Source organism: Nocardioides pakistanensis, assembly GCF_054781215.1.
Genome location: NZ_BAAGUV010000025.1, coordinates 56049 through 68870, shown reverse-complemented (window position 1 = coordinate 68870; position 12822 = coordinate 56049). Strand labels below are relative to the sequence as shown.

Annotated in this window: 11 protein-coding genes; 5 read left to right on the top strand and 6 right to left on the bottom strand. The window is 73.6% G+C overall.

Annotated features, from left to right (window positions below):
* Positions 1-20: 20 nt before the first annotated feature.
* The gene (gene cysS, locus ACYVIH_RS11610) at positions 21-1433 is read right to left on the bottom strand and encodes a cysteine--tRNA ligase (protein WP_460869466.1); all 1413 of its coding nucleotides are present in this window, start codon (positions 1431-1433) and stop codon (positions 21-23) included.
* A gap of 123 nt (positions 1434-1556) precedes the next feature.
* Here cysS and ACYVIH_RS11605 point away from each other — a divergent pair, with 123 nt between their 5' ends.
* Both ACYVIH_RS11605 and ACYVIH_RS11600 read left to right on the top strand, forming a co-directional pair.
* Positions 1557-2876, top strand: a complete 1320-nt coding sequence (locus ACYVIH_RS11605) for a C39 family peptidase (RefSeq protein WP_460869464.1) — start codon at positions 1557-1559, stop codon at positions 2874-2876.
* Positions 2873-4057, top strand: coding sequence for a C39 family peptidase (locus ACYVIH_RS11600; RefSeq protein ID WP_460869462.1), 1185 nt, complete (start codon positions 2873-2875; stop codon positions 4055-4057). Before ACYVIH_RS11605 ends, ACYVIH_RS11600 begins: the two co-directional genes overlap by 4 nt.
* On the opposite strand, the gene ACYVIH_RS11595 is transcribed toward ACYVIH_RS11600, so the two are convergent.
* Genes ACYVIH_RS11595 through ACYVIH_RS11580 form a run of 4 tightly spaced genes read right to left on the bottom strand, consistent with a single transcriptional unit; the run spans position 3997 to position 8645 of the window.
* Entirely contained in the window at positions 3997-5418 is a 1422-nt protein-coding gene (locus ACYVIH_RS11595; RefSeq protein ID WP_460869460.1) for a flavin monoamine oxidase family protein, read from the bottom strand. The genes ACYVIH_RS11600 and ACYVIH_RS11595 overlap by 61 nt on opposite strands.
* Entirely contained in the window at positions 5415-6653 is a 1239-nt protein-coding gene (locus ACYVIH_RS11590) for a hypothetical protein (RefSeq protein WP_460869458.1), read from the bottom strand. The genes ACYVIH_RS11595 and ACYVIH_RS11590 overlap by 4 nt, the downstream gene beginning before the upstream one ends.
* Positions 6654-6695: 42 nt before the next feature.
* Positions 6696-7079 (bottom strand): hypothetical protein, encoded by a 384-nt coding sequence (locus ACYVIH_RS11585; protein ID WP_460869456.1) that lies wholly within the window; start codon positions 7077-7079, stop codon positions 6696-6698.
* Between the two features lie 45 nt (positions 7080-7124).
* Entirely contained in the window at positions 7125-8645 is a 1521-nt protein-coding gene (locus ACYVIH_RS11580; protein ID WP_460869452.1) for a molybdopterin-dependent oxidoreductase, read from the bottom strand.
* Positions 8646-8700: 55 nt separating this feature from the next.
* Between ACYVIH_RS11580 and ispF the strand changes: the two genes are divergently transcribed.
* On the top strand, positions 8701-9180 hold the full coding sequence (ispF, locus tag ACYVIH_RS11575) for a 2-C-methyl-D-erythritol 2,4-cyclodiphosphate synthase (RefSeq protein ID WP_460869450.1): 480 nt from the start codon (positions 8701-8703) through the stop codon (positions 9178-9180).
* A gap of 46 nt (positions 9181-9226) precedes the next feature.
* On the opposite strand, the gene ACYVIH_RS11570 is transcribed toward ispF, so the two are convergent.
* On the bottom strand, positions 9227-9970 hold the full coding sequence (locus tag ACYVIH_RS11570; protein WP_460869449.1) for a MerR family transcriptional regulator: 744 nt from the start codon (positions 9968-9970) through the stop codon (positions 9227-9229).
* A gap of 105 nt (positions 9971-10075) precedes the next feature.
* Between ACYVIH_RS11570 and ACYVIH_RS11565 the strand changes: the two genes are divergently transcribed.
* Together ACYVIH_RS11565 and ACYVIH_RS11560 are read left to right on the top strand one after the other, a co-directional pair.
* Positions 10076-11905 carry a hypothetical protein gene (locus ACYVIH_RS11565; RefSeq protein ID WP_460869447.1) on the top strand — a complete coding sequence of 610 codons (1830 nt, stop codon included), beginning with the start codon at positions 10076-10078 and terminating at the stop codon, positions 11903-11905.
* Positions 11902-12822 (top strand): alpha/beta fold hydrolase, encoded by a 921-nt coding sequence (locus ACYVIH_RS11560; protein ID WP_460869445.1) that lies wholly within the window; start codon positions 11902-11904, stop codon positions 12820-12822. Before ACYVIH_RS11565 ends, ACYVIH_RS11560 begins: the two co-directional genes overlap by 4 nt.

Here is a 12822-nt window from a genome sequence, read left to right as displayed (position 1 = left end):
GCGCGCGGCCAGCGAGGAGCTCACAGGCTCCACTTGGGACCCTGCGGGGTGTCCTCGAGCTCGAAGCCCGCGGCCTTGAGCTGGTCGCGGATCGCGTCGGCCGCGGCGAAGTCCTTGCTTGCCCGGGCCGCCGCGCGCTGCTCGAGCAGCCCGGCGACCAGCGTGTTGATCGCCGCGGTCAGCCGCTCGTCGCGCCGTGCGCTGCCACCGGCCCACTGAGCGTCGTACGGGTCCAGGCCGAGCACGTCCAGCATGGCACGCACCGAGCCGGCCACCTCGCGCAGCGCCGCGGAGTCGCCGGCCGCGACGAGCTTGTTGCCCTCGCGGACGCTGTCGTAGACGGCAGCCACGGCGGCGGGCGTGCCCAGGTCGTCGTCCATCGCCTCGACGAACGCCGGTGCGAGCTGTGCGGGCTCGGGCACGCCGCCGAGCACCTCCGCGGCGCGGGTCAGGAAGTGCTCGATGCGGCCGAACCCGGCCGCTGCCTCCTCGAGCGCCTCGAAGGAGAACTCCACGTGGGACCGGTAGTGCGCCGCGACCATGTAGAAGCGCAGCTCGATCGGCCGGACCCGCTCCAGCACGTTGGGGATCGCCAGGGAGTTGCCCAGCGACTTGCTCATCTTCTCGCCCGCGGTGGTGATCCAGGCGTTGTGCAGCCAGTACGACGCGAAGCCGTGCCCGGCAGCACGGGACTGGGCCTGCTCGTTCTCGTGGTGCGGGAAGCGCAGGTCGACACCGCCGCCGTGGATGTCGAACGCCGAGCCGAGGTACTTCAGCGCCATCGCCGAGCACTCGATGTGCCAGCCCGGCCGGCCCGGCCCCCACGGCGAGGGCCACGCCGCGGTCCGCGGCTCGGAGTCCTTCTTCCAGCCCTTCCAGAGCGCGAAGTCGCGGGGGTCGCGCTTCCCGCGCGGGTCGGCGTCCTCGGCCGGCTCCATCTCGTCGACCTTCTGGCCGGAGAGCTCGCCGTAGGCCGGCCACGACATCACGTCGAAGTACACGTCGCCCGAGCCGTCGGTCGCGGCGTAGGCGTGGCCGCGCTCGATCAGGTGGTCGATCAGCTCGACCATCTCCGGGATGTGTCCGGTCGCCAGCGGCTCGTAGGTCGGCGGCAGCACGTTGAGCGCGTCGTAGGCCCGGTCGAGCTCACGCTTCATCAGGTAGGCCAGGTTGTACCAGGGGCGGCCCTGCTCGGCGGACTTCACGAGGATCTTGTCGTCGATGTCGGTGACGTTGCGGATGAACGTGACGTCGTACCCACGCGCGGCCATCCACCGGCGGAGGACGTCGAAGTTCACCCCGGACCGGACGTGCCCGACGTGCGGCTCGGACTGGACGGTCAGCCCGCACAGGTAGATCCCGGCCTTGCCGTCCTCGAGCGGCACGAAGTCACGGACCTCGCGGGTGGCGGAGTCGTAGAGCCGAAGAGTCACCTACCAATCCTATCGACCGCACGGGGCTGCCCCGACCACGTCGCACCGACCGGGTCGGGACCGCCGAGCTGTGACTGGTGTGAAACCAGTGTCGAGAGGGACGAGGTGTCCTATCGTTCTACGGTGCGCACTCTCTCTCGGACCCGCATGCTCGCCGGCACGGCCCTCGTCGCGCTCGTCGCGCCGCTCGCCGCGCTCGCTCCGGCGGCCGCCGCCCCCACCGACCCGCAACCGACGAAACCGCGCGTCCAGCGCACCGTCCAGCCGCCTGCCCGCGCGATCACCTACACCGAGTGGACCAGCCAGCAGCAGCTCGCCAAGGGCCGCTTCGTCGGCACCCGCGCGGTCGACGGCACGCTCCGGCTGGCCCGGCCCCGCCACTCGATGCGCTACCGCGACCCGCACGGCAAGCCGACCAAGAAGTACGCGCTCGGCAGCTGGCTCTCCCCCTGGACCCGTCCGGGCCACGCCTTCGACGAGCTGATCGCGTCGTGGGACGCGACCACCCCGGGCGACTCGTGGATCCGGATCCAGGTCCGTGGGCTCAGCGAGGCGGGCAAGCGCAGCAAGTGGTACGCGCTGGCCAACTGGGCCGCGACCGACCGCCGCTTCCACCGGACCAGCCTCGGCCCGCAGGCCGACGACCTCGCCCAGGTGTCGGTGGACACGCTCAAGACCCGCTACTCGATGGGCTTCACCGCCTGGCAGATGCGCGTCAGCCTGCTGCGCCGGATCGGCACCAGGGCCCAGCCCACGGTCGACACCGTCGGCGCGATGGTCTCAAGGCTCCCGTCCTCGGACCGCGTCGCGACCTCCCGGCCGGGTGTGGCCCGCGGGCTCACCGTCACGCTGCCGGGCTACTCGCAGATGATCCACGACGGCCACTACCCGCAGTACGACGCCGGCGGCGAGGCCTGGTGCTCGCCGACCTCGGTGTCGATGGTGCTCGGCGCGCTGGACCGGCTACCGGCGGAGCAGGAGTACTCCTGGGTCCCGGCCGGGCACCCGGACCCGTGGGTCGACCACGCGGCGCGCAGCCAGTACGACTACGGCTACCAGGGCGCCGGCAACTGGTCCTTCAGCGCGGCCTACGCCGCGACCCATGCCGACGCCGCGTTCGTGACCCGGCTGCGCAACCTGCGTGAGGCCGAGCGCTTCATCAAGGCCGGGATCCCGCTGGTGGCCTCGGTGAAGTTCGGCCGCGGCGAGCTCGACGGCGCTCCGATCAGCTCGACCGCCGGGCACCTGATGGTGATCGTCGGGTTCACCCAGGACGGCGACGTCGTGGTCAACGACCCGGCCGCCTCCGGCAACAGCAGCGTGGTGCGCACCTACGACCGCGGCCAGTTCGAGAACGCCTGGGTGCCGAAGTCCGGCGGGCTCGTGTACGTCGTCCGCAACCTCGACCAGCCGCTCCCGCCGACCCGGACCAGGAACTGGTGAAGCGCCGGATCCGCTTCGACCGCTGGGACGGCGAAGCCGACTTCGGCACCGGCGACCACGACGGGACCGAGGTCGCCGACGGACGGCTGACGCTCGGCGCACCGACCGGGATCTGCGGCTACGACGACCCGCACCGCGACGGCCCGCCGGTGAAGTACGACCGGGCGACCTGGACCTCGGCGGAGCTGACCCCCGGGTTCGGGTTCACCGAGCTGGTCGCGTCCTGGAACGCGCACACGCCCGAGGGGACCTGGATCGAGGTGGGCCTGCAGGTCCGCACCGCCCGGGCCACCTCCGGCTGGCTGGTGATGGGCCGCTGGGCGGAGAGCGACGCCGACATCGCCCCGACCTCCGTGCCCGGGCAGTCCGACGAGGTCGCCGCGGTGCACGTCGACCGGCTCACCCTGCCCGAGACGGCCCCGGGAACGTCGTACCGGATCCGGGTGACGCTGCTGCGCCGCACCGGCACCGCGGCCACACCGGCGGTCTCGCTGCTGGGTTGCGTCGCCTCGGCCGTGCCGCCCGGCGAGCCCGTCGTGTCCGCGGAGCGCAACGGCGCGGCGGGCACGGTGCTGGAGGTGCCGGCATACTCGCAGCGGCTGCACCTGGGGAGCTACCCGCAGTGGGCCAACGGCGGTGAGTCCTGGTGCTCCCCGACCTCGACCTCGATGGTGCTGGCGCACTGGGGACTGGGCCCGCGCAAGCTCGACTACGCCTGGGTCGACCCGGGGATGGCCGACCCGGTCGTCCCCTACGCCGCGCGGCACACGTTCGACCACGACTACCGGGCGCCGGGAAACTGGTCGTTCAACGCCGCCTACGCGGCGCGGTTCGGCGCGGTCGCGTTCGTGACCCGGCTGCGCTCGCTGGCCGAGGCCGAGCTGTTCGTCTCCGCCGGGATCCCGCTGGTGGTCGGGGTGGCGTTCACCCGCGACCAGCTCGACGGCGCCGGCTACGACACCACCGGCCACCTCGCGGTGCTGGTCGGCTTCGACGACGACGGGAACGTGGTCTGCAACGACCCGGCGTCCCACGAGATCGCCAGCAACGACGAGGTCCGGGCCACCTTCGACCGGGCGCAGTTCGAGCGGGCGTGGATGCGCTCGTCGGGCGGGATCACCTACGTGATCGCGCCGCCCGACGTACCTCTGCCGCCGGCGCCGGCCGAGCCGAACTGGTGACGGCCCAGCTCGTGGAGGACGGCGGCCGCCGCATCCTCCCCCGAGCGCACCGCGCCCTCCATGTAGCCGTTCCACACCGGTGAGCACTCCGCCCCGGCCCAGTGGATCCGGCCGACCGGCTCGCGCAGCGCGTGGCCGTAGTGGGTCCACACGCCGGGCGTGAAGTGGGCGCCGTAGCAGCCCCGGCTGAACTCCTCGGCCATCCAGTCCCGCTCGATGAACTCGCGCGGCGACGCGGCTCGCGGGCCGAAGTAGCGCTCGAAGCAGCCGAGGACCGCCTGGCGGCGCTCCGCGGGGGTACGACGGGCCAGACGCCGGCCGTCGCCCGCCTCCACGAACCCCATCAGCACCCCCGGCGTGCCCGACGGCGGTGAGTTGTCGAAGGTGACCTTGACCGGGCCCCTGTCCGAGGCGGCCTGACCGTTGAGGCCGTCGGCCCGCCAGAACGGCTCGTCGTAGATCGCGTAGACCTTCATCACCGAGCCCGCCGGGAGCCGCTGGGTCAGCTGGTCGCGCCACGACGGCAGCGGCGGGTCGTACTCCAGACGGCCGGCCAGGGTCGGCGGCAGCGTGACGATCACCCGGTCGGCGTCGTACGTCGCTCCCGCCCGCGTCGTGACCCGGACGCCGGTGCCGTGCTGGGCCACCGTGCGGACCGGACTGTCCAGGTGCACCCGGTCACCGAGCCCGGCGGCCATCGCCTCGGCGATCCGGATCGAGCCGCCGACGATCCGGTCCTGCTGCGCACCGCGGTCGACCGAGATCAGCGTCTCCAGGTCGGTGCCGGAGTGGGCGTAGAACAGCGCGTGCAGCAGGGACATGTCGGTGGACTCCGCGGAGAACACCGCCTCGCAGGCCACCCGGAAGTAGGCCCGGCCGGTGGGGGTGCGCAGGTTGCGGCGGATCCAGGTCTCGAAGGTCTGCCCGTCCTGGACATCGGCGTCGGGCGAGGTCCACGGCTCGGTGAGGCTGACCCGGTTGGCCAGACGGGTGAACCGGGCCAGGCCCTGCCCCAGGTCGGCCAGCGCGAACGGTCCGAGCCGGGGCAGCGCACCGCGGTGAGACTTCAGCCGGGACTGCCGCCCGCCGAGGTCGAGCAGCAGCTCGCCGTCGTCGTTGTGGGTGCGGAAGTGCTCGAGGCCGAGCTCCTCGACCAGGGCGTACATCCGGTTCTGGGTCGGGCCGATCCACTGGCCGCCGAGCTCGAGCGGGGTGCCGGCGTCGAGCACGTGTCCCTCGGTCCGGCCGCCGACCCGTCCGCGCGCCTCCAGCACGGTGACCTCGGCGCCGGCGTCGACGAGCCGGCGTGCCGCGGCCAGCCCCGACAAGCCGGCGCCGACCACCACCACCCGGCCGGTCACGCCGCGCGCCCGGGGGCGAGGTCGGGCATCCGGGCGGCGGTGTCGGTGCCGCGCCACTCGCGCCGGAGCCAGGCCTGCCTCCGGTCGGGCAGTGCCGCGGCAACGAGGTCGGCCAGCCAGCGCTCCTCGGCGGCATCCGCAGCCGCGAACGCCTCAGCACCTGGCGGCGGGGCGGCGATCCAGCCGGCCTCGAGCCGCTCGCGCTCGGCGGCGAACCTCGCCACGCTCGCGGGATGGTCGCGCAGCACCAGCCGGTGCAGGCGTTCGTGTCGCCACCAGCGGTAGCCCGGGTCGAAGGTGTTGCGCGGCATCGCGGACGGGTCCACGTCGAGCGGCCGTGTCACGCTGACCGGCTTGAAGACCGAGGTGCAGGGCGCGGAGGTGCCGGTGACCCAGTGCCGGGCCTCGGAGGGAACGCGCAGGTCGGCGACCCAGGACGCCGTGCTCTGCGTGGAGGTGATCAGCCCGCCGGCGTGCGCGCAGGGTGCGGACAGGGCCCCGTTGACCGGGGACCACTGCGGCCCCGCGGCGTCGCCGTGGTCGCGCAGCGCGGCCATCAGGTCGGCCGGGTGCGTCGCCCGGGAGGCGGCGTGCTCGGTGCGGGCCCGTCGAGCCGCGCAGGCGGCGACCCTGCCGCGGACCGGGTCGGCGTGCTTGTCGGCGAAGCCGGGGATGGTCAGCCCGTTGCTGATCGACCGGCCCGGGCCGGTCACCTCCTCGGTGACCCAGCGGCGTCCGGCGGTCTCCAGGACGACAGCGCCGTTTGCGTCGGCGACGAGGAAGGAGTTGTCGTAGGTGAACCGCGGGTGCTCGTGGCTGCACGAGCCGCCCTGCCCGTGCTCCTCGAGCAGCGCGACGATCAGACCGACCGCCTCGTGGGCGGTGCTCGCGCGCTCGAGGCCGAGCCGGGCCAGGTCCATGCCGAGCAGCGGGCTGGGCGCGTCCTTGTCTCGCGGGTCCTTGGCGCCGCGGGTGAACACCGCCTCGTTGCCGATCACGACGCCGGCGTCGTTGGCGCCCATCTCGGCGCCCCACATCCACCACGGCTGGCTGAGCAGCACCCGTCGGGTCTCGGCGACCTGCGGGATCACGCTCCAGGTGCACCGCAGGGTGCTGCCCGGCTCGTGCTGCTGCGCGTCGTACCACCGGAGGACCTGCGCCTCGTTGGGGTCGCGGTCGCTGTTCTTGGCAAAGAGGACGCCGTCGTCGGTCAGGCTGACCATCGTGTCGCACATGCTGGCAACGTAGCGCTGTTGGCGCCTGCGGGTGCGCGTGCTTCAGGGCCGCGCCTCCACCGGCGGGTTCAGCCGCGGCACCCCGCCGAGCCGGCGGTGGAAGCGCACGTGGTCGGCGTACGCGTCGAGGGTCCGCCACAGAGCCACGTGGGCCGCCCACGGCAGCGGCTCGTCGCCGTCGCGCCACGACGGCCCGAAGCCGATCCAGACCGGCGTCCAGTCCGCGGCGAGGTCCCACTCGCCGCGGTGCATGGTCACCAGCCGGTTCCTGACCTGGAACGCCATCCGCGGGCCGTCGGTGCAGATCGGGGCGGTCCGGACCGGCCACAGCGTCAGGTCCAGCGTCATCAGCTCGATCTCCAGGTCGCGCAGCACGACCGGCGCGACGAGGACCGTCGCGACGTTCTCGTGGGGTGCACGCCTCACACCGGGACGCTAACCCGCACCTCGGGTCGGCGTCATCCCCATCGCCTAGCCCGCGGTGAACTCGACGCTGTGCCAGCCGGTGGCGCCGTCGGGCAGCACGTCGGACTGGACACCGGTCTGGGTGTAGCCGCTGCGGTCGGTGGCCCGGACGGCCAGCGTGTGCTCGCCCGGCACCACCTCCACGGTCGCGCTCCACTGCGCCCACGTGTCGAGGTTCGGCACCCGGCCCAGCTCGGCCCGGGTCCAGGGTCCCCCGTCGAGCCGGTACTCCACCAGGGCGATGCCGGTGTGCTGGGCCCACGCCGAGCCGCCGACCCGCAGCGTCCCGGCGGCGACCTCCGCGCCCGGTGCGGGTACGTCGATCCGCGACTGGGTCTTCACCGGCGCCCGCTCGGCCCAGCCGCGCGAGGTCCAGTACGCGGTGATGTCGGCGAACCGGGTGACCTCGAGGTCGACCAGCCACTTGGTCGCAGACACGTAGCCGTACAGCCCGGGCACCACCATCCGCACCGGGAAACCGTGTTCGACGGGCAGCGGCTCGCCGTTCATCGCCAGGGCCAGCAGCGCGTTGCGGTCGTCGGTGAGCGCCTCGAGCGGGGTGCCGCACGTCCAGCCGTCCTCGGACGTCTGGAGGACCGCGTCGGCACCGGACAGCACACCCGCCGCCGCGAGGACGTCGGCGACCCGCACCCCGCTCCACCAGGCGTTGCCGACCAGGTCGCCGCCGACCTCGTTCGACACGCAGCACAGGGTGATCCAGTCCTCGGTCAGCCCCCAGTGCACGAGGTCCTGGAAGGTGAGGTCGAGCTCGCGCTCGACCATCCCGTGCACCCGCAGCCGCCACTCGACCGGGTCGATGCCGGGCACCACGAGGGCGGTGTCGATCCGGTAGAACTCCGCGGCGGGCGTACGCCAGGGAGCGACACCGGGCACGCCGAGCTCGGCACCGTCGGGCACCTTGCCCCGGCGCACCGGCAGCCGCAGCAGCCGGCGAGCGGTCTCGACGCCGCGTCGGGAGGCACCCACCGCCTGGCCGGCGACGCCCACCGCGACTGCGGCGAGCCCGACGAACCCGGCGGTCACCAGGAACCTGCGCCGCTGCGCGTCCGCGGTCTCGGCAGGCGCTTGCGCGGCCTCGGTCAGCTGGCGAGCGAGGAGCGGGTGCACGAGAAGCCAGGTGGCTGTGCCGGCGGCCACCGGGACCAGGTCGAAGGCCCGTGCGTCGGCGCGGGTGAGCACGGCGACCGCACCGACCAGACCCATCACCACGAAGACCGCTGCGCCGAGCACTCGGCCGCGCTGGGCGATCGCACCGGCCCAGGCCGAGAGGGCGAGGCCGCCCAGCACCACACCGGCGACGAGCAGCGGCTTGTCGTACTCGCCGACCAGGCCGATCAGGGTCTCGGCCAGGCCGCCGGGGGTGATCTCGATGATCCCCTCGGCGACCGCGACCACCGGGCCGGCCCTCAGGGTGAGCAGCATCGCGAGGGCATGGCTGACCGCGAGTCCGGCCAGACCGGCGGCCAGACCGGCCAGCGCGTGCAGGGATCGCGGGGCGGGGCTCACGGGTCCATCGTCGCCCATCACCGGCCGGTGTCGAGCAGTGCGGCATGATCGGCGCGTGAGCGCACTCAGGCCCCGCGTCGGCATCGGCTCCGACGTGCACCGACTCGTCGACGGCGTCCCGATGCACCTCGCCGGCCTGTTGTGGCCCGAGGAGCAGCAGGGGCTGGAGGGCCACTCCGACGCGGACGTGGCCGCGCACGCCGCCTGCGACGCGCTGTTCTCCGCGGCCGGGATCGGCGACCTGGGCAGCAACTTCGGGACCGCCGAGCCGGAGTGGTCCGGCGCCGCCGGGCGGGTGCTGCTCGCCGAGGCAGCGCGCCGGGTCCGCGAGGCCGGCTTCGAGATCGGCAACGTCGCTGTGCAGGTGATCGGCAACCGGCCGCGGCTCGGGTCCCGGCGCGCCGAGGCCGCCGCTGCGCTCTCCGAGGCGTGCGGCGCCCCGGTCACCGTCTCGGCCACCACCACCGACGGGCTCGGGCTGACCGGGCGCGGCGAGGGTGTCGCCGCGATTGCCACCGCGATCGTCTTCGGCTGACTGGAGCCCAGCCCCCGGCCGGGAGGCTCAGCCCCCGGCCGGACGCTCAGCCCTCGGCCAACCGGCCGAGCTCCTCGCCGAGCGCCTCCTCGATCACCGCGTGCAGCTCGTCGCGGAAGACCGCGAGGACCGCCTGGGAGGCGACCGGCAGCAGCGCCCGGATGCTGTCGAGCATCGCCGGCCAGCGTTCCTCGGGCAGGCCTGCCTCGACGAACGGGCTCCACATCTGGGCGCGGAACTCGTCGACGAAGCGCTGGGCGATCACGTGCAGGTGCTCGCCGAGCAGCGGCAGCAGCGCGAGCACCGAGGTCCGGTCCAGGCCGAGCGCCATCGCCTTCGCCCCGGCGCGCACGACGAACGGTCGCAGCAGGCGCACGTGCGAGTCGTCCACCCGCTCGACCAGGCCCATCTCGACCAGCCGGTCCAGGACGCCGGTCTCCTCGGTCGCCCCGGCCATCCGGAGCAGCGCGTCGACGGTCATCTCCTCGGTCTCCGCGGCCTGCCCGAGCGGGTCCTCGAGCGTGTGCAGCAGGTCGAGGGCGTGGCCGGCGGTCGCTGCGGACTGCCGCTTCATCAGCTGCTCCACCGCCGCCAGCGTGTAGCCGCGGTCCAGCAGGTCGCGGACCAGCAGCAGGCGGCTCACGTGCTCGGGCCCGTAGTAGCCGGTGCGCCCCACCAGGTGCGGCGCGGGGATCAGGCCGCGGCCGGCGTAGGCACGCACGTTGCGCACGGTCATGTTCACCGCCGCGGCCAGCTGGTCGATGGTCAGGTTCGGGGCGGACGCGGTCACGTCCCGATCTTGACATGTCCCGCACAAGGCGTGCCATTCTGGATGTTACATCGTTAATGTCATATAGCCGGACCCCGCAGACCCCCGACTTCTACGGAGCCCCCCATGCTGTTGACCGCCGCCGAGACACCCTCGGCCGGTGGCGCCCCGATCGACCAGATCGTGATCGTCGCCGGCTTCACCGCCGTCGTCTACGCCTTCATCCTCTGGGTCATGCTGCGCGAGCGCACCGGCCACGCCACGCTCGTGGGCCGGGCCGCCGACCTCGCATCCCGGCTCGACGGCAGCCCGCGCTGGTTCGCGCTGCCGCTGGCGATCAGCGTCGGGGGCGCGCTCTCCGGCGCGGTCGGCCTCTACTGGGACGTGAGCTTCCACATCGCCGCCGGCCGCGACGAAGGGCCGCTGGCGAACCCGGCGCACTACTTCATCTTCATCGGGCTGATCGCGATCTTCGCCGGAGGAGCACTCTCGCTCGCGCTGGCGAAGGACCGCCTGCCCCGCCGTACGCTCCGGCTCACCCGCACCTGGCGGGCACCGCTCGGGCCCTCGATCGGCACCGCGGTGGCGCTGTTCGCACTGCTCGGCTTCCCGCTCGACGACCTGTGGCACCGGCTGTTCGGCCAGGACGTCACCGAGTGGGGCCCCACCCACGTGCTGATGATCGGCGGCGTGCTGATGCTGCCCTACACGATGCTGCTGAGCTGTGCCGAGGCCGGTCAGGTCGGACCGTCGCGGCTGCGCGCGCACTTCGAGTGGGTGGCGATCCTGATCCTGGCCGCCGGGCCGGTCGCCTTCCTGCTGGAGTACGCCTTCGGCGTGCCGCAGTTCCCGCTGCTCAACGACCCGGTCGTGCTCACCGTGGCGACGGTGGTCACGTTCACGCTCGCGATGCACCGCGGGCTGCGCTGGGTGGCGTCCATCTGGGCCGCCCAGGCGGCCCTGCAGCTGATCCTGGTCGGCCTCAACGTCTGGGCCTTCGACGCGCTCACCCCGTGGCCGCCGATCCTGCTCGGTGGCGCCGTGGTGGCCGCCGTCCTCACCCGGTGGGCACGGCCGACGGTGGGGTACGGCGCCGCAGCCGGTGTCGCGATGACGCTGGGCATGCTGCTCGTGGAGTACTTCTGGACGCAGTACACCCGGCCGATGCCGTGGCCGGCCGAGATGATGCCGTGGGCGGTGCTGTTCGCCGGGATCACCGGCGCCGGCATCGGTGTGATCGCCACCTGGATGCACCAGCAGCTGACCACGGTCGCGGCCACGACCGTCGAGGCCACGGAGGAGCCGGCCCCTGCCCGGCCCGTGCGCACCGGCCGGTGGGCGCTGGCCGCTGCCTTCGCCGTGCTCGCGGTGTTCGTGGTCAACGTGCCGCCGGGCCACCCCGAGGGCGAGACCGCCGACATCGCCGTCGGCGAGGTCCGCGACGGCCGCGCCCCGGTCACGGTCCGGATCGACCCCGAGCTCGTCGAGGACGCCTACTGGTTCGAGGCCCTGTCGTGGCAGGGCGGCGGCGCCGTGCGTGGCGACCTGGTCCCGGTCGAGGAGGGGGTCTGGCGCACCGAGGTGCCGATGCCCGTCGAGGGCAGCTGGAAGACGCTGATCCGCCTGCACACACCGCTGCACGACCTCGCCGCGGTGCCGGTCTACCTGCCCGGCGACCCGGCCATCCCCGCCGAGGAGGTGCCCGCCGTGGACGCCTCGCGCGAGATCGTCGAGGAGAAGCTGATCCTGCGCCGCGAGGAGAAGCAGGACGTGCCCGGCTGGCTGTGGACCACCGGCTACGGGGTCGTCGGCGTGCTGTTCGCCGGGCTGTTCGCCTCGGTGGCGGTCGGCTACAACGTCGCCGGCCGGCCCGGCAGCGGCCCCGGCTCGCCTCGTCCCGGCGCCCCCTCGCGCCGGCCTCGCCTGGCGCGTCGCTTCGCCGGGGCCGGAGCATGAGCACCCGCCACCTCGTCCGGCCGAGCACCACGACGCTGCGGACGCACGACGGGCTCACGCTGCACGTGCACGTCGAGGGGCCCCGCGACGCCCCGCTGACCGTCGTACTCGCACACTGCTGGACCTCCGACCACGACTCCTGGCGCTACCAGGTCAGCGACCTGCGGCACCGGTACGGCGACGCGGTGCGGGTGCTCACCTACGACCACCGCGGACACGGCGCCTCGCAGGAGACGCCGCAGCACGCCGCGACGATCGAGAACCTCGGCCGCGACCTCGCCGACCTGATCGACACGCACGCGCCCGAGGGCGATCTGGTGCTCGGCGGCCACTCGATCGGCGGGATGACCCTGATGGCGCTCGCCGAGCACCGGCCCGAGCTGTTCGCAGAGCGGGTCCGCGGCGTGCTGTTCGTCGCCACCTCGGGCGGCTCGATGGACACGGTCACCCTCGGCCTGCCCCGGGTCGGCGACCGGGTGCGCGAGCAGATCCCGGCGATGCTGGCCCGGCGCTCGCGGATGGTCAGTCGCCGGCGTCGGCGCCGCGCCCCGATGATCGAGGCGATGATCGCTCGGCGGTTCCTGTTCGGCGACGACCTGCGGCTGCGCGACCACGCGCTCACCGTGGAGGGGATCATCAACACCCCGGCCAGCTCGATGTGCGGGTTCTTCGAGGACATCATGCGGCACGACCGCGTGGAGGGGCTCTCGGCGCTGGCGGGCGTGCCGGTGCACGTGATGGTCGGCGCGAAGGACCGGCTCACCCCGCCCGAGCACGCCGAGCTGCTCGCCGAGAAGGTGCCGGGCGCGCGGCTCACCGTCGCACCGGGCGCCGGCCACATGCTCCCGCTGGAGCGCGACGCCCTGGTGTCCGAGGCGCTCGGCGAGCTGGTCGAGGCGGCGCTGGCGCCGTCCTGA